Origin of the sequence: Rhizobium sp. CF080, from assembly GCF_000282095.2 — a bacterium.
Taxonomy (GTDB): Bacteria; Pseudomonadota; Alphaproteobacteria; order Rhizobiales; family Rhizobiaceae; genus Neorhizobium.
In genome coordinates, this window is sequence record NZ_AKKC02000002.1 from 374,187 (window position 1) to 393,726 (window position 19,540).

At 62.4% G+C, this 19,540-nt stretch carries 22 protein-coding genes; 16 read left to right on the top strand and 6 right to left on the bottom strand.

Annotation, left to right across the window (positions count from 1 at the left end):
• The first annotated feature begins 134 nt into the window (after positions 1-134).
• The 9 genes from PMI07_RS03005 (at position 135) to PMI07_RS03045 (ending at position 9,153) form a co-directional block, all read left to right on the top strand.
• Complete coding sequence (locus tag PMI07_RS03005) at positions 135-1,412, top strand: imelysin family protein (RefSeq protein WP_007772697.1); 1,278 nt, start codon at positions 135-137, stop codon at positions 1,410-1,412.
• A gap of 51 nt (positions 1,413-1,463) precedes the next feature.
• Positions 1,464-3,002, top strand: a complete 1,539-nt coding sequence (locus PMI07_RS03010) for a di-heme oxidoredictase family protein (RefSeq protein ID WP_024163512.1) — start codon at positions 1,464-1,466, stop codon at positions 3,000-3,002.
• Entirely contained in the window at positions 3,002-4,105 is a 1,104-nt protein-coding gene (locus tag PMI07_RS03015; protein WP_007751694.1) for an imelysin family protein, read from the top strand. The genes PMI07_RS03010 and PMI07_RS03015 overlap by 1 nt, the downstream gene beginning before the upstream one ends.
• A gap of 4 nt (positions 4,106-4,109) precedes the next feature.
• Positions 4,110-5,192, top strand: a complete 1,083-nt coding sequence (locus tag PMI07_RS03020) for a DUF1513 domain-containing protein (protein ID WP_007751697.1) — start codon at positions 4,110-4,112, stop codon at positions 5,190-5,192.
• A 37-nt stretch (positions 5,193-5,229) separates the two neighbouring features.
• On the top strand, positions 5,230-5,682 hold the full coding sequence (locus PMI07_RS03025; RefSeq protein ID WP_007751700.1) for a TspO/MBR family protein: 453 nt from the start codon (positions 5,230-5,232) through the stop codon (positions 5,680-5,682).
• 72 nt (positions 5,683-5,754) lie between these two features.
• Positions 5,755-6,204 carry a PaaI family thioesterase gene (locus PMI07_RS03030; protein ID WP_007751702.1) on the top strand — a complete coding sequence of 150 codons (450 nt, stop codon included), beginning with the start codon at positions 5,755-5,757 and terminating at the stop codon, positions 6,202-6,204.
• Positions 6,201-6,854 carry a 5'-methylthioadenosine/S-adenosylhomocysteine nucleosidase gene (locus PMI07_RS03035; protein WP_007751704.1) on the top strand — a complete coding sequence of 218 codons (654 nt, stop codon included), beginning with the start codon at positions 6,201-6,203 and terminating at the stop codon, positions 6,852-6,854. Before PMI07_RS03030 ends, PMI07_RS03035 begins: the two co-directional genes overlap by 4 nt.
• Positions 6,855-6,915: 61 nt before the next feature.
• Complete coding sequence (gene guaA, locus PMI07_RS03040) at positions 6,916-8,493, top strand: glutamine-hydrolyzing GMP synthase (RefSeq protein WP_007751706.1); 1,578 nt, start codon at positions 6,916-6,918, stop codon at positions 8,491-8,493.
• A gap of 69 nt (positions 8,494-8,562) precedes the next feature.
• Positions 8,563-9,153: a YqaA family protein gene (locus PMI07_RS03045; RefSeq protein ID WP_007756534.1), complete on the top strand. Its 591-nt coding sequence runs from the start codon at positions 8,563-8,565 to the stop codon at positions 9,151-9,153.
• A gap of 3 nt (positions 9,154-9,156) precedes the next feature.
• On the opposite strand, the gene PMI07_RS03050 is transcribed toward PMI07_RS03045, so the two are convergent.
• On the bottom strand, positions 9,157-9,714 hold the full coding sequence (locus PMI07_RS03050) for a methylated-DNA--[protein]-cysteine S-methyltransferase (RefSeq protein ID WP_007756537.1): 558 nt from the start codon (positions 9,712-9,714) through the stop codon (positions 9,157-9,159).
• Between the two features lie 275 nt (positions 9,715-9,989).
• On the opposite strand from PMI07_RS03050, the gene PMI07_RS03055 reads away from it, so the two are divergent.
• The gene (locus tag PMI07_RS03055; protein ID WP_197032458.1) at positions 9,990-10,649 is read left to right on the top strand and encodes a 2'-5' RNA ligase family protein; all 660 of its coding nucleotides are present in this window, start codon (positions 9,990-9,992) and stop codon (positions 10,647-10,649) included.
• A gap of 120 nt (positions 10,650-10,769) precedes the next feature.
• Here the strand turns inward: PMI07_RS03055 and PMI07_RS03060 are convergent, their stop codons facing one another.
• On the bottom strand, positions 10,770-12,197 hold the full coding sequence (locus PMI07_RS03060) for a methyl-accepting chemotaxis protein (RefSeq protein ID WP_348626230.1): 1,428 nt from the start codon (positions 12,195-12,197) through the stop codon (positions 10,770-10,772).
• Between the two features lie 147 nt (positions 12,198-12,344).
• The gene (locus PMI07_RS35280) at positions 12,345-12,509 is read right to left on the bottom strand and encodes a hypothetical protein (protein WP_007756761.1); all 165 of its coding nucleotides are present in this window, start codon (positions 12,507-12,509) and stop codon (positions 12,345-12,347) included.
• A 175-nt stretch (positions 12,510-12,684) separates the two neighbouring features.
• Between PMI07_RS35280 and PMI07_RS03065 the strand changes: the two genes are divergently transcribed.
• Genes PMI07_RS03065 through PMI07_RS03075 form a run of 3 tightly spaced genes read left to right on the top strand, consistent with a single transcriptional unit; the run spans position 12,685 to position 14,424 of the window.
• Complete coding sequence (locus PMI07_RS03065) at positions 12,685-13,038, top strand: ArsC family reductase (RefSeq protein WP_007756762.1); 354 nt, start codon at positions 12,685-12,687, stop codon at positions 13,036-13,038.
• Positions 13,039-13,054: 16 nt separating this feature from the next.
• Positions 13,055-13,528 (top strand): Cys-tRNA(Pro) deacylase, encoded by a 474-nt coding sequence (gene ybaK / locus PMI07_RS03070; protein ID WP_007756763.1) that lies wholly within the window; start codon positions 13,055-13,057, stop codon positions 13,526-13,528.
• 8 nt (positions 13,529-13,536) lie between these two features.
• The gene (locus tag PMI07_RS03075; RefSeq protein WP_007756765.1) at positions 13,537-14,424 is read left to right on the top strand and encodes an MBL fold metallo-hydrolase; all 888 of its coding nucleotides are present in this window, start codon (positions 13,537-13,539) and stop codon (positions 14,422-14,424) included.
• A gap of 26 nt (positions 14,425-14,450) precedes the next feature.
• Here the strand turns inward: PMI07_RS03075 and PMI07_RS03080 are convergent, their stop codons facing one another.
• On the bottom strand, positions 14,451-15,263 hold the full coding sequence (locus PMI07_RS03080; RefSeq protein WP_155956363.1) for a hypothetical protein: 813 nt from the start codon (positions 15,261-15,263) through the stop codon (positions 14,451-14,453).
• A 79-nt stretch (positions 15,264-15,342) separates the two neighbouring features.
• Here PMI07_RS03080 and PMI07_RS03085 point away from each other — a divergent pair, with 79 nt between their 5' ends.
• Genes PMI07_RS03085 through PMI07_RS03095 form a run of 3 tightly spaced genes read left to right on the top strand, consistent with a single transcriptional unit; the run spans position 15,343 to position 17,230 of the window.
• The gene (locus tag PMI07_RS03085; protein ID WP_007756768.1) at positions 15,343-16,596 is read left to right on the top strand and encodes an aminopeptidase; all 1,254 of its coding nucleotides are present in this window, start codon (positions 15,343-15,345) and stop codon (positions 16,594-16,596) included.
• A 50-nt stretch (positions 16,597-16,646) separates the two neighbouring features.
• A complete protein-coding gene (locus PMI07_RS03090) occupies positions 16,647-16,943 on the top strand; it encodes a type II toxin-antitoxin system RelE/ParE family toxin (protein WP_007756769.1) in 297 nt (98 codons plus the stop codon).
• On the top strand, positions 16,943-17,230 hold the full coding sequence (locus PMI07_RS03095) for an addiction module antidote protein (protein WP_007756770.1): 288 nt from the start codon (positions 16,943-16,945) through the stop codon (positions 17,228-17,230). The genes PMI07_RS03090 and PMI07_RS03095 overlap by 1 nt, the downstream gene beginning before the upstream one ends.
• A 50-nt stretch (positions 17,231-17,280) precedes the next feature.
• Here PMI07_RS03095 and PMI07_RS03100 read toward each other — a convergent pair whose 3' ends face one another.
• Entirely contained in the window at positions 17,281-17,874 is a 594-nt protein-coding gene (locus tag PMI07_RS03100) for an NAD(P)H-dependent oxidoreductase (RefSeq protein ID WP_007756771.1), read from the bottom strand.
• Positions 17,874-19,481, bottom strand: a complete 1,608-nt coding sequence (xseA, locus tag PMI07_RS03105) for an exodeoxyribonuclease VII large subunit (RefSeq protein ID WP_007756772.1) — start codon at positions 19,479-19,481, stop codon at positions 17,874-17,876. Before xseA ends, PMI07_RS03100 begins: the two co-directional genes overlap by 1 nt.
• Positions 19,482-19,540: the final 59 nt, after the last annotated feature.

Below are 19,540 nucleotides of genomic sequence, written 5' to 3' on the forward strand. Positions count from 1 at the left end.
GTGCGTCGAGACCAAAGTCAAAGTAGAGTTCTACTTTCAAATTATTCTAAACTAGATAGTTTGACACCAGTTTCCAATTGCGCGATGAACCCTTTGACGGCCGGGGAGAGATCCGGGCCGTGAAGGAGAGGGACATGATCCGCAAGACCGTTCTTGGCGCCGCCCTGGCGCTTTTCGCCGCCTCCGCGGCGTTCGTCGTGACAGAGGCGCAGGCCGCCACCACATCCGCCGCCGTCCTCAAGCACTATGCCGAGCTGGCGCATGCGAAATACGAGGACTCGCTGACGACCGCGCAGGCGCTCGACAAGGCGGTCAACGCGCTGATCGCCAAGCCCAGCGAAGAGACGCTGAAGGCTGCCAAGGACGCCTGGCTCGCCGCCCGCGTTCCCTACCAGCAGACGGAAGTCTATCGTTTCGGCAATCCGATCGTCGACGATTGGGAAGGCAAGGTGAATGCCTGGCCGCTCGATGAAGGCCTGATCGACTATGTCGATGCCTCCTATGGCACCGAGAGCGACGAGAACGCACTCTATACCGCGAATGTCATCGCCAACCCGAAGATCAAGGTCAACGGCAAGACGCTCAACCTTTCGAAGTTCGACGCCAAGACGCTGCGCAGCCTCAATGAGGCCGGCGAGATCGAGGCGAACGTCGCGACCGGCTACCATGTCATCGAATTCCTGCTCTGGGGCCAGGATTTGAACGGCACCGGACCGGGCGCCGGCAAGCGCTCCTATACCGACTACGACAAGACCAATTGCACCAACGGCCATTGCGATCGCCGTGCCGATTACCTGAAGGCCGCGTCCGCCCTGCTCGTCTCCGACCTCAAGGACATGGTCACCGCCTGGGGCCCGAAGGGCAAGGCAACCAAAAACGTCGAGGCCAATTCCAAGAAGGGCCTGACCGCCATCCTGACCGGCATGGGTTCGCTCTCCTATGGCGAACTGGCCGGCGAGCGCATGAAGCTCGGCCTGCTGCTGCACGACCCGGAAGAGGAGCACGATTGCTTCTCCGACAACACCTACAACTCGCATCTCAACGACGCGATCGGCATCAAGTCGGCCTATACGGGTGAATATACCCGCGTCGACGGCACCAAGATGACCGGGCCTTCGCTCTCCGAACTGGTTGCGGCGACCGACAAGTCGCTCGACACCGAAATGCTCGGCAAGCTCGACGCGACGCTCGCGGCCATGAACGCCATGGCCGACCGCGCAAAGAAGGTCGAGGCCTATGACCAGATGATCGGCGAAGGCAATAAAGAGGGCAACGCGGTCGTCCAGAAGGCGATCGACGGCCTGATCGACCAGAGCAAGAGCGTCGAGCGCGTCATTGCGTCGCTGAAGCTTGGCAAAGTAGAGCTTGAAGGTTCCGACAGCCTCGATAATCCTGATGCCGTCTTCAAATAAGCAATGAAAAGGCGGGCCGCGGCTGACCTTCAGCCTGCGGCCCGATTTCCCATGAGAACGCCCAAGTCTTTCGTCTTCCTGTTGCCGATCCTTTCGGGCACTCTCCTTCTCACGCCGCTGATCGCGATCGGTGGCGATGCTCTTTTCCCGACCTTCCGCACGGATCTCAATCCGAAGGACCAGAAACGTGTCGAGAGCGTTACCCGCCCGACGACGGATTTCTCCAAGCCCGAGCCGTTCGAGACCATGTCCGCCGGGGCCGCGACCAGCCGCGCCGATGTCAATGGTGACGCCTTTTCGCATTTTTCCGCCAACATCACCTTCGAGGAAGAAGGGACGTTCAAGCTCGGCAATGCGCTGTTCACCAAACTCTGGGTCTCGGCCCCTTCTTCGACACAGGCCTCCGACGGGCTCGGCCCGCTCTTCAATGCCCGCGCCTGTCAGAGCTGCCACCTGAAGGACGGCCGCGGCCATCCACCCGAAGGCGGTGCCGACGCGACCTCGATGTTCTTCCGTCTCGCTCGTCCGGCGCGCACCGACGAGGAGCGCGAAGCGGTCGCCGATTACAGGAAGCTCAATTTCCCCGACGCGATCTATGGCGAGCAGCTGCAGGACCTCGCCGTGTCCGGCCTCGCCTCCGAAGGCCGGATGCAGATTTCCTACCAGGAAATCCCGGTCAAGCTCGGCGACGGCGAAATCGTCCACCTGCGCAAGCCGAGCTATTCGGTAACCGACCTCGGTTACGGCGCGATGGAAGATGACGTGACGCTGTCGCCACGCATCGCTCCGCCGATGATCGGCATGGGGCTGATCCAGGCGATCCACGACGCCGACATTCTTAGCCTGGCCGACCCAGACGACAGGGACGGCGACGGGATTTCCGGCAAGCCGGCCATGGTGCGCGACCACAAGACCGGCGAACTGAAGCTGGGCCGTTTCGGCTTCAAGGGGCAGAATGCGTCGGTCCGCGACCAGACCTCCTCCGCCTTTGCCGGCGATCTCGGCATCTCCACTCCCGACAATCCGTTTGACCACGGCGACTGCACCAAGGCGGAGGCTGCATGCCTCGCCATGCCGACCGGCGTGCAGCAGCGGCTCGGGTCGGTCGAAGCGCCCGATCCGGTTCTGCCGCTCGTGACCTTCTATTCCGAAAACCTCGCGGTGCCGGCCCGCCGTGACATCGGCGACAAGACGGTGCTGAAGGGCAAGGAACTTTTCTACCAGGCCGGCTGCTCCGCCTGTCACACGCCGAAATTCGTGACCAGCCGCGATGCCGGCAACAAGGCGCATGCCTTCCAGCTCATCTGGCCCTATTCGGATTTCCTGCTGCATGACATGGGCGAAGGCCTGGCCGATGGCCAGCCGGTGGGCATCGCCACCGGCAGCGAATGGCGGACTCAGCCGCTCTGGGGCATTGGCCTCACCGAAACCGTCAACGCCCATACGTTCTTCCTGCATGACGGCCGGGCGCGAAACCTGACCGAAGCCGTTCTCTGGCATGGCGGGGAAGCGCAGAAAGCCCGCGATGCCTTCGCCGCACTCTCAAGACAAGACCGTGCCGCCCTCCTCAAATTCCTGGAGTCGCTCTGATGCGCAAGATTCTGTTTGCCGGACTCGTCTCGCTGCTTCCTGCCACCGCCTTTGCCCAGGAAGGTGAACCCGCGCCCTCCGTGGATCTGCCGATGGCTGATGTCACCAAGGTGATGACGGCGGCGGTCGACGGGTTCATCCGGCCGGGCTACGACGCGTTCTACGAATCCGCGGGCAAGATGACGACGGCGATGAAGGCGCTTTGCGAGGTGCCGTCCAAGGCGAATTACGATGCCGCCAAGGGCGCCTTCCGTGACGGAGCGGTCAGCTGGGCGCATATCGAAGTGGTTCGCGTCGGTCCCGTCATCGAGCAGAACCGCTTCGAACGCATTCTCTTTTACCCGGATCGGAAGAGTACGGGACTGAAGCAGGTTCAGTCGGTCCTGTCCAAGGTCGACGAGACCGCCACAGACCCCGCCACGCTCGGCACCAAGAGCGTCGCCATGCAGGGTTTTGGCGCACTGGAATATGTTCTTGCCGGCACCGGCTCCGACGAACTTCTCAAGGCGAAGAACAGTTACCGCTGCCGCTATGGCGCGGCTATCGCCGGCAATATCGCCAATGTCGCCAAGGAGCTTTCCGATATCTGGGATGCCCCCGACGGGATCCAGAAGGCCTGGGAGCAGCCGGGGCCGGACAACCTCAATTTCCGCACCGGCGGCGAGGCGATCACGGCGCTGCTCGGCATTCTCGTGCATGGCGCCGAAGCGGTGCGCGACCAGCGGATCGAAACTTTTTACAAGGGCGCCGACAAGGCGAAATTCCCAAAGCAGGCGCTGTTCTGGCGCTCGGAAAACACCTGGCCGACCATCAAGGGCAATCTCGAAGGCCTTTCGACCCTGCTCGAAAAATCCGGCATGGTTGAGTTGTTGAAGGAGAAGGACCGGCCGATCGTCGCCGCCACCCAGGCGCAGCTGAAGTCGATGATCGAGCTTTCTGCCAAGATCACGCCGGATCTCGAAAAGGCAGTCGGGAATGCCGCCGAGCGCAAGAAGCTCGATACGCTGCTGGCGGACGGAAAAGACGTCATCGCCAAGCTGAATGACGGCTACGGCGGCGCGATCGGCCTCAGCTCCGGCTTTTCCTTCGCGGATGGCGACTGAAACCATGTGGCGCGGCGAGGCCATCGATCGGCGAGGCTTCCTGAAGGCGGCGGGGATCGCCTTTACCGCCGCCCTTTCGCCGCGCTCGCTGATGGCGCTCGAACGCACTGATGCGGTCTATGCCTCGGGTTTTCGTGCGCCGGACGGTTCTTTCGGCGTCGCCACCGTCTCGGAACGCGGAGAGATCATCGACCGCGTGGCGCTTCCCGCCCGCGCCCACGGCATGGCCTATAGTACTGCGACCGGTCGCACTGTCGCCTTCGCCCGCCGCCCGGGCACGTTCGCGATGGTGTTCGACCCGTCGCGGCAGGCCGAACCGGTAATGATCACTTCGCCGGAAGGCCGGCATTTCTACGGGCACGGTCATTTCTCGCCGGACGGCCGCTTCCTCTACGCCAGCGAAAACGATTTCGACGGCAATCGCGGCATGATCGGCGTCTACGATGCGCGGGACAGGTTCCGCCGCATCGGCGAGTTCGACGCCCATGGCATCGGCACCCACGACATGACCGTTTCCGACGACGGCAAGCTGCTGGTCATCGCCAATGGCGGCATCGAGACCCATCCGGATTTCGGCCGCACCAAGCTCAATGTCGACCGCATGGAACCATCGCTGGTTCTGCTCGACGCGAAGACCGGCGCCCTCATCCAGCGGCACCGCCTGCCCGCTTCGCTGAAGCAACTCTCCACCCGCCATCTCGACATCACTGAGAACGGCCGCATCTGGTTCGCCTGCCAGTGGGAAGGTGCGCGCAACGCCCTGCCGCCGCTTGCCGGCTGGTTTTCCAAGGGCGAGGACCTGTCCTTCGTCCCGCTGCCCGAGGAGACGACCCTCCGCCTCGGCAACTATATCGGCGCCATCGCCGTCAACCGGCGCGACGGCGTCGTTGGCCTCACCTCGCCCGTCGGCGGGGCCGCGGTCACGCTTGACGCGAAAACCGGGGCAGTGGTGAAGGAAGAAACCGTCCGCGAGGCTGCCGGCGTCGCGCCCGCAGCTCATGGCATCGCCGTTTCCTCCTATGACGGGCAGTTCAACGAGACGCGCAGCAAGGTCGCCTGGGACCAGCACATCGTCCGGCTGGGTTGACCTTTCCTGGCCGCCGGAGCGCCCTAGTTGCGGCGGGATGAGCAAAACCGTCGTTATGATCGTCTTCATCGTCGCCTGCGTCGCACTCGGCGCCCTGAGCGGCGCAAGCAACCAGCCCGGTGAATGGTATCAGGCGCTCGACAAACCCTTCTTCAATCCGCCGGGCTGGATCTTCGCGCCGGTCTGGACGGTCCTCTATGTCCTGATCGGCGTCGCCCTTTCCGAAATATGGTATGACGAGAACAACGGCCGGCGCCTCGTTCTGTTTGCCATACAGGCCGCGCTCAACCTTCTGTGGTCGCCGGCCTTCTTCGGACTGCAGAGCCCGGTTCTCGGCCTCGTCGTCATCGTGCCGCTGCTGGTCTCGATCCTGCTGTTCATCGCCGCCAGTTGGAGGGAAAACCGCAGGGCCGCCTGGCTTTTCGTGCCCTATGCGCTCTGGGTCGCCTTCGCGACGCTCCTCAACCTGTCGATTGTCGTCCTCAATTAAGCGCGCTCCATCGGACGGCTTGCCGAACATCTCCCGGCATGTCAATTTCGCAACTGCGAAAAGGGACGGGACATGAACGGGAAAGATACGGGCGATTTCCGCGAACGGGTGCGCCAAAGCTTCGGCCGCCAGGGCGCGATGGCGATGCTCGGCGCGGAGCTTACCCGCGTCGAACAGGCGATGATCGAGATCGAGCTGCCTTTCGACATCAAGCTCACCCAGCAGCATGGTTTCCTGCATGCCGGCGTGATTTCGGCAGCACTCGACGCCGCCTGCGGTTATGCCGCCTATACCGTCATCGAACCGGAAGCATCGATCCTCACCATCGAATTCAAGGTGAACCTGATGTCGCCCGGCCGCGGCGAACGCTTCCTGTTCCGCGGTGAAATCACCAAGCCGGGCTCGACGATCATCGTCGCGGACGGCCGCGCCTATGCGATCGGAGACGGCCCCGCCAAACTCATTGCTTCCATGACCGGCACCATGATGGTGATCCGTGGCCGAGAGGACGTAACCGGATGACTTCTCCTCTTCCCCTCGGCGAACCTAGCCTCGCAGGCGGCAAATCCATTCTCTTCGTGATGGCCGTCGATGCCGAATACGGCCCGGCGCTCAAATCCCGCATCAAGCCGCTGATGACCGGTGTGGGGCCGGTGGAGGCCGCTGTCGTGCTTTCCCATGCGCTGACCCGGCTCGAAGCGACGGACGATCTGCCCGATCTCGTCGTCTCGCTCGGTTCCGCCGGCTCCCGCAACCTCGAGCAGACGGAAATCTACCAGGCCTTGTCGGTCGCCTATCGCGACATGGATGCCTCGCCGCTCGGGTTCGAAAAGGGCCGCACGCCCTTCCTCGACCATCCGGCGATCATACCGCTTCCATTGCGCATCCCGGGTGTCAGGCAAGCCTCGCTGTCGACCGGCGGCAATATCGTCTCGGGCGCCGCCTACGATCTCGTCGGCGCCGACATGGTCGACATGGAGACGTTCGCGGTGCTGCGCTGCTGCCAGCTTTTCGGCCTGCCGCTGATCGGCCTGCGCGGCATTTCCGACGGCAAGGAAGAGCTGAAGCATGTCGGCGACTGGACCGAATACCTGCATGTGATCGACCGGAAGCTGGCGGATGCGGTCGACAGCCTGTTCGAGGGGCTGGAGGATGGCGCGATCGCTCTCTGAACGCGCGATTTTCGCCTCATTCCCCGTTGCCAGAAAGGGGAAGTTTCTTTAAAGGCTCGGCATGACCCAGATAGCTCATCCCGACAGCATTCTCATCATCGATTTCGGCAGCCAGGTGACGCAGCTCATCGCGCGTCGCATCCGTGAAGCCGGCGTCTACTGCGAAATCCACCCCTTCCAGAACGCCGGCGCGGCGTTCGAGAGGCTCAAGCCCAAGGGCGTGATCTTCTCCGGCGGCCCTGCATCGGTCACCACCGAAGGCAGCCCCCGCGCACCGCAGGCGGTGTTCAACAGCGGCGTTCCGATTCTCGGCATCTGTTACGGCCAGCAGACGCTCGCCACCCAGCTCGGCGGTGTCGTCGAAGGCGGACACGCAGCGGAATTCGGCCGCGCCGACGTGGAGATCAAGGCGAAGAGCCCGCTGTTCGAAGGTTTCTGGGAGGTCGGTGGCCGGTATCCGGTGTGGATGAGCCATGGCGATCGTGTCACCCAGCTTCCGGAAGGCTTCGAGGTCATCGCGACCTCCGAGAACGCGCCCTTCGCGATCGCGGCTGACGAGAGCCGGCACTATTACACCACCATGTTCCATCCGGAAGTGGTGCATACGCCCGACGGCGCCAAGCTGCTCTCCAATTTCGTGCACAAGATCGTCGGCCTGAAGTCCGATTGGACGATGGCTGCCTATCGCGCCGAGATGATCCGCAAGATCCGCGAGCAGGTCGGCAAGGAGCGTGTCATCTGCGGCCTTTCCGGCGGTGTCGACTCCTCCGTCGCGGCCGTGCTGATCCATGAGGCGGTCGGCGACCAGCTGACCTGCATCTATGTCGATCACGGCCTGATGCGGATGGGCGAAACCGAGCAGGTCGTCAGCATGTTCCGCGACCACTACAACATCCCGCTTGTCCATGTGGACGCTTCCGATCTGTTCCTCGGCCAGCTCGAGGGCGTCACCGACCCGGAAGTGAAGCGCAAGACGATCGGCCGCCTGTTCATCGAGGTCTTCGAGGCGGAAGCCGCCAAGATCGCCGCCGATGGCAAGGGCTCTCCGGCCTTCCTCGCCCAGGGCACGCTCTATCCGGACGTGATCGAAAGCGTCTCCTTCTCCGGCGGACCTTCGGTCACCATCAAGAGCCACCACAATGTCGGCGGCCTGCCCGAGCGGATGAACATGAAGCTGGTCGAGCCGCTGCGCGAGCTCTTCAAGGACGAAGTTCGCGCGCTCGGCCGCGAGCTCGGCCTGCCGGAAAGCTTCATCGGCCGCCATCCCTTCCCCGGTCCGGGCCTCGCGATCCGCTGCCCAGGCGGCGTCACCCGCGAAAAGCTCGATATCCTGCGCAAGGCGGATGCGATCTATCTCGACGAAATCCGCAAGGCCGGCCTTTACGACACGATCTGGCAGGCGTTTGCCGTGCTCTTGCCGGTGCAGACCGTCGGCGTCATGGGCGACTACCGCACCTACGACTTCGTCTGTGCGCTCCGCGCCGTAACCTCGGTCGATGGCATGACGGCGGATTTCTACCCCTACGACATGAACTTCCTCGGCCGCACCGCGACCCGCATCATCAACGAAGTCCGCGGCATCAACCGCGTCGTCTACGATGTGACCAGCAAGCCGCCCGGCACGATCGAATGGGAATAGCCAAGCGCTTCCGGCTGCCGCAGTTTTCCTGCGACAGCCGAACCTCTGGTCCCTGTCGGATTCCCGCCCATGCTTCGCAGCCTCTATAACTGGACGATGGCGCTCAGCGCCCGCAGGTCCGCGGCCGTCTGGCTCGCCGTCATCGCCTTCGTCGAAAGCTCGGTTTTCCTGGTGCCGGCCGACGTGCTGTTCCTGCCGATGGCGCTCGCCCGTCCGGAGCGCGCCTGGCGTTATGCGCTGATCGCGACGGTCTTTTCGGTGCTCGGCGGCGTTGCGGGGTGGGGCATCGGTTATTTCGCCTTCGATGCGCTGGCAGAACCGATCCTGCAGTTCTGGGGCAAACTTAGCACCTTCAACGAGCTCAAGGCCGGCATTACCTATGAAACGGTCGTGCTGCTGCTGGTAACGTCAGGCCTGGCGCACCTGCCGCCGATCAAGGTGGTGACGATCCTGTCCGGTGTGACACATGTCAATCTCGGCCTGTTCGTCGTCTCGGCGATCGTCACCCGAAGCGCCCGCTTTTTCCTGCTTGCCTGGCTGCTGCGCCGTTATGGGGAGGACATCCGCCATTTCATCGAAAAGCGGCTGGGCCTGATTACCATGGTGGCGGCGGGAGTGCTGATCGTCGCCTACGTCGCCTACAAATTCCTGACGCATTGACAATCAGAACCCCAGTGATTGTTGCGCCGGCTCGGGCGGCGTCAGGCGCACACCTTCGAGTTCCAGCATACGGGTCTTCGAGGTCGATCCGCCGGGCGCCGAAAAGCCGCCGATCTTGCCGCCGGCGGCAAGCACGCGGTGGCATGGGATGATCAGTGCCACGGGGTTCTTCGCCATCGCCTGGCCAACGTCGCGGGCGGTCTCGGGACCGGCGCCGAGTTCCTTGGCGATCGCGCCATAGGTCGTCGTATGCCCCCAGCCCACCCGGCGGGCGGCGGCATAGATCCGCTTGAAGAAATCATCCTGGCCTTCTAGATCGAGCCTCACCTTCGAGAAGTCGACTTCTTCGCCCGCGAAATAACGCTTCACGGCGCTGACGGCTTCGCGCACCTCGATGAATGGCGTGCCGGGCTCGGCCTCCGGCAACCGGCGCCGCAGCAGCTTTTCGGTCGAATCCGCGCTCTTGGTCGGGAGCTGGAAACGGGTGATGCCGACGTCATTCCAGGCGATGCCGCAGAAGCCGCCGGCCGTTTCGAAAATCAGGTATTGATGCGTTGTCATGAGGAAACCTCCGCATTTCGATTGACCATAAAATCAGGCCTTGGGTTCAAGGATTCAACCCGTTTCTTGCCGCGACGAGCACTGTTCTCACAGAACTGTTGGTTGAGGCCACAAACGACGGCGTCTTTTAGCGGGTTGTCCTTTGAAATCATTAGCGAATCGACTTTCGGATTAACCATGATTGCAATTGTTCCGCGTTTGTTCTTTACACATCCGCGGAGTCCCGCTAGGCTTCTTTCAACGGCATGAGGTCGCATTACTATGACGGTAGCAAGATGAGCTTGCGCAAGCACGCTGGCCAGCCTTCGCTCCCCTTTGGCGAAGGCTGGCTTTCCAAACCGGCCCGGCCTGTTCGACCCAAGAGCAAGCTGATGTTCGTGCTGAAGCCTTCCGCTCCCTTGGGTCTCGCCATGCATGGCGCCGCCACGCTTCATGCGGCGAACCAGAATACCCGCGAGGCCTACCCCGCCCATCTTCTCCATATGAGCCTGCTCTGCATGGAACAGTTCGACGAGCCGCCCATGGCGCTCATCGAGGCAACCAGAATGGTCGCGGCCGGTCTCCAGGCGAGGCCCGTTCCAATCACCCTCGACAGCAGCGGCCTGTTTGGAGGCAAGCGTCATCTCGCCCTCTATCGTGCCAGGGGCAATCCGGTCGTCAACCAGTTCGCCCAGATGCTGCGGAGTGCTCTTTCGCGCCACAACCTGCCGAGTTTCCGGATGGCCGACGCTGCCCCGCACGTGACACTGATCTATGGCTGCGGTCGCATAGAGACGATGCCTGTCGAGCGGAACTACGCCTGGATTGCCGGGGAATTCATGCTCATCTACAGCCACTACGGCCAGACACGGCACGAGGAATTCGGAAGATGGAGCTTCGATCCGAATGCCCCTGCCTATCCGGCGCGGCCGGAGCAGCTCCGCATGATGATCTGACCGAAAAGAATTCGTGAAATGTGTCGGGCCGGCGCGAGCGCGCGTGTCCTATGGGCGATCATCCCTTGGAGGAGAGAGCGGGACGTTGCCTTCGGGGGGTGACGCACGTCATCCCCGATATCAGACCTTGATCGCCAGGCGCAGCCCGCCCCAGTGACGCCCATTGACGGTGATCGGAGCAGAAATGTCCTTCATCAGCACGAACTGGCCGCCGCCCATGTCGCGGCGGTAGGTCTGCAGCAGGAAGGGCTCCTTGCTGCGGCCGGCGGCCAGGCCCACGCGGTCGTTGAAGATGCGTCGGTTGCGGCAGTTGGCGGTGTTCCAGGTGACGTCGCCCGGACGCTGGCGCTGCGAGAATTTTCGGTTATGGGTCGGCAGATAACCGTTTTCGTCTATGGCAGCACAGAACGCGACCTGCGCGTCGCTTTCGGCTGCCTCTTCCTGGATCGGCGGCAGAACCGCATCCGTGAATTCCGTAAAGCGCGTCATGTACTGGACGGGATCGCTGCCCGGGATCGCAACATACTGCCGGTCGAACAATGACCCGAGATCGATGCGGCCGGATTTCACGCTCGCCTCGAAGACGGACGAGACCTCGGCGGCATAGGCCATCACGGCATGGATATAGGGACTGTCCGGGGTCTCGATGCCGGCGCTCGCCGTCGTCTGGATCATCCGCTCGGAAATCGTCACCACCTCGCCGACACGGGACGAGGTCTGCTGCAGTTGGTCGTTGGATTTCAGGATCGCACCTGCCGCGGAAGCAATCGAAGAGGCGAACTCGCCGCATTGCCGGTCGACGGCCTCGGTCGTCCCGGCAAGCGAGGACGCGTTGTCGAGGATCTGGGTCATGACGCCTTCGACACCCTTGAATGAGCCCTGAACCTTCATGGCGGTGGCCTTGACGCCTTCGGCCGACTGGCTGGCACCTTCCCCGGCGGTCACAAGCCGGTCGATGCGGCTGTTCAACTGGTCGAGCGTGGCCTGGATTGAACTCGTGGTCTGGGACGTCTGCAGCGACAGCGCGCGTACTTCCGCGGCGACCACGGCAAAACCCTTGCCCGCCTCGCCCGCACGCGCCGCTTCGATGGCGGCGTTGAGCGCCAAGAGGTTGGTCTGCCGGGCGATCATGCCGATCGCGTCCGCCAAACGTCCGACGTCTCCGAGAGCCGTGGAAAACAGCTTGATCTCGGCGCCGATCTCCTGCGAGGCATGCACCATGTTGTCGATCGCGGCGATCGAGCCGGAAAGCTGCTCAGCCTGTTCGCCGAGCACCTTGCGCGCATTCGCCGTCAGCTTGTCGGATTCGTGCAAGGAGCGGGCGACATGGCCATTGGCATCCGCAATCGATTGAGCGGACTGGGTCAGGCGACCAAGCAATGTCGCATGTTCCGAAGATTGCGACGCGGTATCCTGGATGGCACCGGCAATATCGACCAGATGAAGCCCAAGCGCAGAAGCCTCGTTCGCCAGCTTGGCGACGGACCGCTTCAACTCCCCGCCGTCGACAGGCACAAGCCTCGACGGCGCTTCTTCCTTGATGACCAGCGCAACCAAATCTACATCTCCCGGAATATTAGGAGACTATAGGATATCCATGGTTAACGGATAGTTTACGCGAGTATCCCGCGGAGACTTATACTTAAGGCTGAGATACGCAGCCCCCCCCCGCCTGATGAAGCCGGGAAAAACGGATTAGCCGAGACGATCGAAAGCCTTGGGATCAATGCCAAGGGTGTTCAGGTCGCGGTTGCTTGGGCGGCGATGGTTTTCAACGGCGGCCGAAACCGAAATTGCTGCGCTCATGACTGCGAAGGCGCGGCCGATGACGCCACGACGGCTCTTGGTCTGTACGGACATGTGAAACTCTCCTTTTTTGGTTCTGCTAAAATATGATGGGTGTACTGTTTTTGTGCAATGCACAACAAAACAGGGGAGCCATGCAACTGTCACATAACAACTATTAACCAGGCTGGGCAGCTTGCACGGCAAGGGTTGCTCTTGGTATCGATCAGGCATGGAATGAGAGGCTGCGATGGCAATCACGATCTACGGCATCAAGAACTGCGACACGATGAAGAAGGCGCGCGACTGGCTCGACCGCAAAGGCGTCACCTATGCTTTTCACGACTACAAGGCCGAGGGTATCGACCGCGCCCATCTGGATACCTGGACGGACCGAGCCGGTTGGGAAATCGTGCTCAACCGCGCCGGCACCACGTTCAAGAAACTCGGCGAAACCGACAAGGCTGACCTCGACCAGGAAAAGGCGATCACGCTGATGCTCGCCCAGCCTTCGATGATCAAGCGGCCGGTTCTGGAAGCGGGCGGAAAGCTGATCGTCGGCTTCAAGCCGGAGATTTACGAAGAGGCCTTTGCCGAGATCTGAACCCAGGATTCGAGCCATGTCCAAGACAACCCGCGCCACCCAGATGCTCGAAAAGGCAGGGATCGCCTTTACCACCGTCACCTATGACTACGATCCGAATGCGGACCGGATCGGGATGCAGGCGGCGGAGGCGATCGGCGAGGAACCGCGTCGTGTGCTGAAGACACTGATGGCGGAAGTGGATGGCAAGGCAGTTTGCGTCGTGGTGCCGTCGGACCGCGAGGTTTCAATGAAGAAGCTCGCTGCGGCGTTCAAAGGCAAGTCGGCGAACATGATGAAACCCGCCGATGCGGAACGGGCGACCGGCTACCATGTCGGCGGCATCAGCCCCTTCGGCCAGAAGAAGCTCGTGCCGACCGCGATCGAGATCGCGGCGCTCGACGAGCCGCATGTCTTCATCAATGGCGGCCAGCGCGGGCTGCAGGTGCGGCTCGACCCCAAGGCGGCCCGCGATGCACTGAAGGCGGTCGCCGCGCCGCTGGTGGCGTGAATGCAATCATGACTGAAATGACCTCGACCCTTCGAATTCTCGAACCCTACCCCGGCATATTCGCCTATTACGATGGGCGCGTGCCCGGCAAACGGCTCCATGCGAAAACCGCAAACTGGCTGGATGACGGCGCCTATTCGCTCGGCGTCGCCTCCTATGCGATCGTCGATCAGGGCGAGGCGCTGGTCTATGACACGCATATTTCGCTCGATCATGCGAAAGCGATCCGCACACATCTGGAAGCACTTGGCGTCACGAAGATCCGCGTCGTGCTCAGCCACTGGCACAAGGATCATATTGCCGGAAATGCGATCTTCTCCGATTGCGAGATCATCGCGCTCACGCTGACGGCCGAGAAACTCACGCAGAACCGCGGGAAGATCGAAAACGCCAATCCGCCGATCGCACCACTTGTCATGCCGACCACCCTCTTCGATGGCCGGTTGGACCTTACGGTCGGGCGCCGCAGGATCGAACTGCACCATTTCGCCATCCACAGTGCCGACGGCAACGTGATCTGGCTGCCGGAAGAACGGCTTCTGCTCGCCGGCGATACGCTGGAAGACACTGTCACCTATATCTCGGAAGCGGCCGAGATCGGTACGCATATCGGCGAACTCGCGCGGATGCGCTCCTGGCCGATCGCAAACATCCTGCCGGCCCATGGCGATGCGGAGCGCATCGCTTCCGGCGGTTATGGTTCGACCCTGGTCGACGCCAACCGCGCCTATCTGCGCCGAATGGCGGGCGCCGTCGCCGCCGGCCAGGACATCGATCCCTCTCTGAGATCTTTCGTCGAGGAAGAAATCGCCTCCGGCACCGTGCTTTACTTCGCGCCCTACGAGGAGGTTCACACCAGCAATATCGCCGCCGTTAAAGCGGCGCTGCAGCGCTGACCGGCCAGAAAACAGCCGTCAAACCGTCATGGCCACTTTGCCGACCATTGTTTGAGGGCAGCGAGCGCCGGCGCCGGCCATCTGCGGACCGCCGGGCGCAGGATGATCTTCTTGCCCGCGGGTTTCCAAGCAAGATAGAGCTTTCTCGCCGAAATATCCGCAGCTATCAGCGCCTCGGCCTCGGTGCACATATGCGGCATGCAGGCTTCGCCGATATAAAAACCGTTCTTGAACGCTCCACTGCCGGGTCCGGTGATGGAGCTCTCGAATTCCTGTCGATGCTCGCCGAGCATGGCGTTTGCCGCATCGGCGATCGGGCCTATGCCGAGAAGTTCGGATGGGTGCCCCGCCTTCTTCATGTCATCCCAACCCATCGTCGCATTCGGCTGAAAGGCGACCTTGCCGACCTCGGCGAAGCCTTTTCCGGGCGTCCAGGTCCAGCGCACGCTCGGCTGACCGGGGATGGCTTCCGTCGCAAGCAAGAGATGATCGCCCTCTGTCGCAATCGAAGCGGCGCCGCGGCAATCGTCCAGTGGCTCATCGACACGCGGCTCCTCGCCTTGTGGAAAGGATAGGACCAGAGGCGAACCCGGACATGCGTTACCGCCGTCCGAACTCACGACCACGACGAACGGCACACCTGCGACCACACCGACATTGTCGATCAGCAGGAACCGGTTGGAATGGACTTGCCTGCCGTCGATCGTCAGTTTCTCCTCATTGTCATCGGATGCGATGGCCACCTGATGATCGAACATGGTCGCCGCAAAATCGGCCGCAAGACAGGCGGAAGCCGAGGCGCCGAAGAGCACGGCGCATATGGGCAAGACGGTTTTCATGAACATCGATCCCTGAGCTTCAATTTTGCCCCAAACCTCTTTAAGTCTCTTCGATCACAGAAATCAGGTGAGGTCTATCATGACAATCGTGCCGAATTTTCAAACCGTCGTCGATCCTCAGAAGCTCGAAAAGCTGGCGGAAGTCGCCATCAAGGTGGGCTTGCGCCTCGAGAAGGGCCAGGATCTGGTGATCACGGCACCGATCGCCGCTTTGCCGCTCGTGCGGCTCCTCACCAAACACGCCTATATGGCCGGCGCCGGTATCGTCACGACCTTCTATTCCGACGAGGAAACGACGCTGGCACGCTACGAATACGCGCCTGACGGAAGTTTCGACAAGGCGTCCGGCTGGCTCTACGACGGCATGGCCCAGGCCTATGCCAACGGTGCCGCGCGGCTTGCCATCTCCGGCGACAACCCGATGATGCTCTCCGGCCAGGATCCCGCCAAGGTGGCGCGCGCCAACAAGGCCAATTCCATTGCTTACAAGCCGGCGCTCGAAAAGATCGCCAATTTCGACATCAACTGGAACATCGTGTCCTATCCCAACCCCTCCTGGGCGCGGCAGGTCTTCCCGGACGTTCCGGAAGACGTCGCGGTCGGCAAGCTGGCGGATGCGATCTTCGCCGCCTCGCGCGTCGATCTCGCCGATCCGATCGCCGCCTGGGCAGAGCACAACGCCAACCTCAAGAAGCGCTCGACCTGGCTGAACGGCGAGCGCTTTTCCGCACTCCACTTCACCGGCCCGGGCACCGATCTGACGGTTGGCCTTGCCGACGGCCACGAATGGCATGGCGGCGCCTCCACCGCCAAGAACGGCATCACCTGCAACCCGAACATCCCGACCGAAGAGGTCTTCACCACGCCGCATGCGCTGAAGGTCGAAGGCCATGTCTCCAGCACCAAGCCGCTGTCGCACCAGGGCACGCTGATCGACAATATCCAGGTGAAGTTCGAAGGCGGCCGGATCGTCGAGGCCAAGGCTTCAAGGGGCGAGGAAGTGTTGAACAAGGTGCTGGATACGGACGAAGGCGCCCGCCGGCTCGGCGAAGTGGCGCTGGTGCCGCATTCCTCGCCGATCTCCAAGAGCGGCATCCTGTTCTACAACACTCTGTTCGACGAAAACGCCTCCTGCCATATCGCGCTCGGCCAGTGCTATTCGAAATGCTTCCTCCACGGCGCATCGCTCAGCCAGGACCAGATCAAGGCACAGGGCGGCAATTCGAGCCTGATCCATATCGACTGGATGATCGGCTCCGACAAGGTCGACATCGACGGCCTTCGTGCCGACGGCTCGAAGGTGCCGGTGATGCGCAAGGGCGAGTGGGCCTGATTTCGCCTCATAACATTGACGATCCGTAGTTTTTAAACTACGGATCGTCAATGTTCGAGCTCAAGCAGACGGAGACGTTCCTCAAGTGGCGCACGCGTCTGAAGGACGAGCGTGTTCGGGCACTGATTGCCTCGCGTCTGGACCGGCTCGCCTTCGGGCATGCCGGTGATGTGGCTCCTTTCGGTGAAGGTGTCAGCGAACTGCGCATCCATCATGGGCCGGGTTACCGCATCTACTTTCAGCAGCGCGGCAATCTGCTGATTGTTCTCCGGTGCGGCGGCGACAAAAGCAGCCAGGCGAAGGACATCAAGGCTGCAAAGCGGCTCGCGATGGAATGGAGTGAGTGATGGCTGAAAAACTGACCGCTTACGATCCCGCCGAAGACCTAGGTTCGGATGAGGCAATCGCAATGTTCATGGCCGAAGCTTTCGAGACCGAGGATGCGGCCTATATCGCGCATGCCCTGGGAGTGGTTGCCCGCGCCAAAGGCATGACCCAGATCGCCAAGGACACGGGCCTGTCCCGGGAGCAACTCTATCGCTCCTTCAGCGCCACGGGTAACCCGACGCTGAGGACGACGATTGCGGTGATGAAGTCACTGGGTATCGAATTGACCGCTAAGGTCCATTCCTGACCTGAGCCTCGCGCCAGATTACTGCCGGCGGCGGCGCAGTCATATTGTCCCTATCGTATATCCCGAAGCGCGGCCTTCACGCGCTCCAGATGCCGCCTGCGCTTGTCATCCGTGGCCCGGTCCATGTCGTGCAGTGCCAGCATGCGGAAATCGACTTTTTTGTTGCAGAAGATCGCAATGCCGCGCTTGAGCTGACGGCGCACCGGGTCGCCCATATAGAATTTCACCACCCACCAGGGTGAACCGGTCGTGGTGAAGGCCCAGAAGTGGCGGATGTTGGTGAGCAGCGGGGTGATCCTTCCGCCTGCCTTGTCGTGGCGGAAGGCGACGCCTGGCGCAAAGACCCGATCGAAGAAACCCTTCAGCACCGCCGGCAGGTTGAACCACCACTGCGGAAAGACGAATATCAGTGCCTCGGCCTTCTGCAGCCGCGCCACGAGACCCGCGACCTCCGACGTATCATAGGGCACATCGAAATAACCGCGCCGTTCCTTTCCCGTCAGCCGTGGATCGAAATTTTCGGCATAGAGATCAAGCACATCGACCGTATGGCCGTTTGCCTCCAGTGTCTCGCGCGCCAAACGGGCGACCGAATGCGCAAAGCTTTCCGGCAGCGGATGGGCAAGCACCAGGAGGACATGCATCAGAAAAGCGTACCCTGTTTCGGCGCATCTCCGGTCGGCTCCGATTTGGCTGGCCGCTTCTTGGGCTGAGACGACACGGCGGACGCAACCGCAGGATCGCCACCCTCACCTGTCATCGCTGCAATGCGACCGTCGGCGAATTCCACCGAGATCGCCAGGCCCTCGCCTATGCCGGCAGCACGCGTCAGCGGCCGGTCATCCTCGCCGCGCACCACGGCAAAGCCGCGTTTCAGCACGTTCTTGTAGGAGAGCGATTGCAGCACGCGGTCCTGCGCGGTGATCGCCGCGCGGCTGCGTATCAGCGTGTGCGAGATCGCCGTATCCGCATGACGGGCCATCGACGCGAGATGCTGGCGCTCGCGCTGCAACTGGCCGAGTAATCTTGCGGGCAGTGCGGAAAGAGAGACACCGGCCCTGGCGACACGATTGTTTTCCTTCAGCAATTGCCGCTCCAGGCAGCGGTCGCTGCGCGTCAGCCGGTCGGCCAGCAATTGCCGCTGCTGGGCCAGCCGGTTGGTCAGGAGTTCCAGCCGCAGCCCGGAAGAAGCCCGCTCGAAACTGCGGCGCTTAACCACCGTCGTGCGCTCCAGCCCACGCCCGAGGCCGGCCGCCGCCTCGTCGAAACGCCGGCGCGGCAAGGCGAGCAGCTGATCGAGCGAGGGAAGCGCGCGAACCAGGGCTCGAACGGACTGCCGCCGCAGGTCCATCTGGCGGCTTGCGACACCCCGCAGGCGGGCGGCGAGGTTCGCGACCTGCGCTTCGAGGTCCGCCTTGACCGGCACGGCCATTTCGGCGGCACCCGTCGGGGTCGGCGCGCGGACATCGGCGGCGTGGTCGATCAGCGTCCAGTCGGTCTCGTGGCCGACGGCCGAGATCAGCGGGATCTCGCTGTCCGCCGCGGCGCGCACCACCGCCTCGTCGTTGAAGCTCCAGAGGTCTTCGAGACTGCCGCCACCACGCGCGACAATCAGCACGTCCGGCCGCCTGATCGGGCCGCCGGGCGCCATCGCATTGAAGCCGCGGATCGCCGCAGCCACCTCGTCGCCGGACCCCTCCCCCTGCACCTTGACCGGCCAGACGATGACATGCACCGGAAAACGGTCGGCAATACGGTGCAGGATATCCCTGATGACGGCGCCGGTCGGCGAGGTCACGACGCCGATCACCTGCGGCAGGAAGGGAAGAAGCTGCTTGCGGCTCTGGTCGAACAGTCCTTCGCCGCCGAGCCGGCGCCGGCGTTCTTCGAGCAGCGCCATCAGCGCGCCGGCACCCGCCGGCTCCAGGTTCTCGATGACGATCTGGTATTTCGAGGAGCCGGGGAACGTGGTGATCTTGCCCGTGGCGATCACTTCCATGCCCTCTTCCGGGCGGAATTTGATGCGCGGGAAGGTGCCCTTCCAGATCACGGCGTCGATCCGGGCGCGATCGTCCTTCAGCGAGAAATAGGCGTGGCCGGAGGAATGCTGGCCGCGATAACCGGAAATCTCGCCGCGCACGCGTACGTGGTCGAACGCGTTCTCCACCGTCCGCTTGATCGAACCGGACAGTTCCGACACCGAAAATTCGGTGAGGTTCGTGGGCGAATCGTTGTCGAGCAAACTGGTCATCCTTCTCTTCTAAAGCAAGAGCGCGGCGATTTCACCAGTTCCAAGCAGTTGAAACGGGG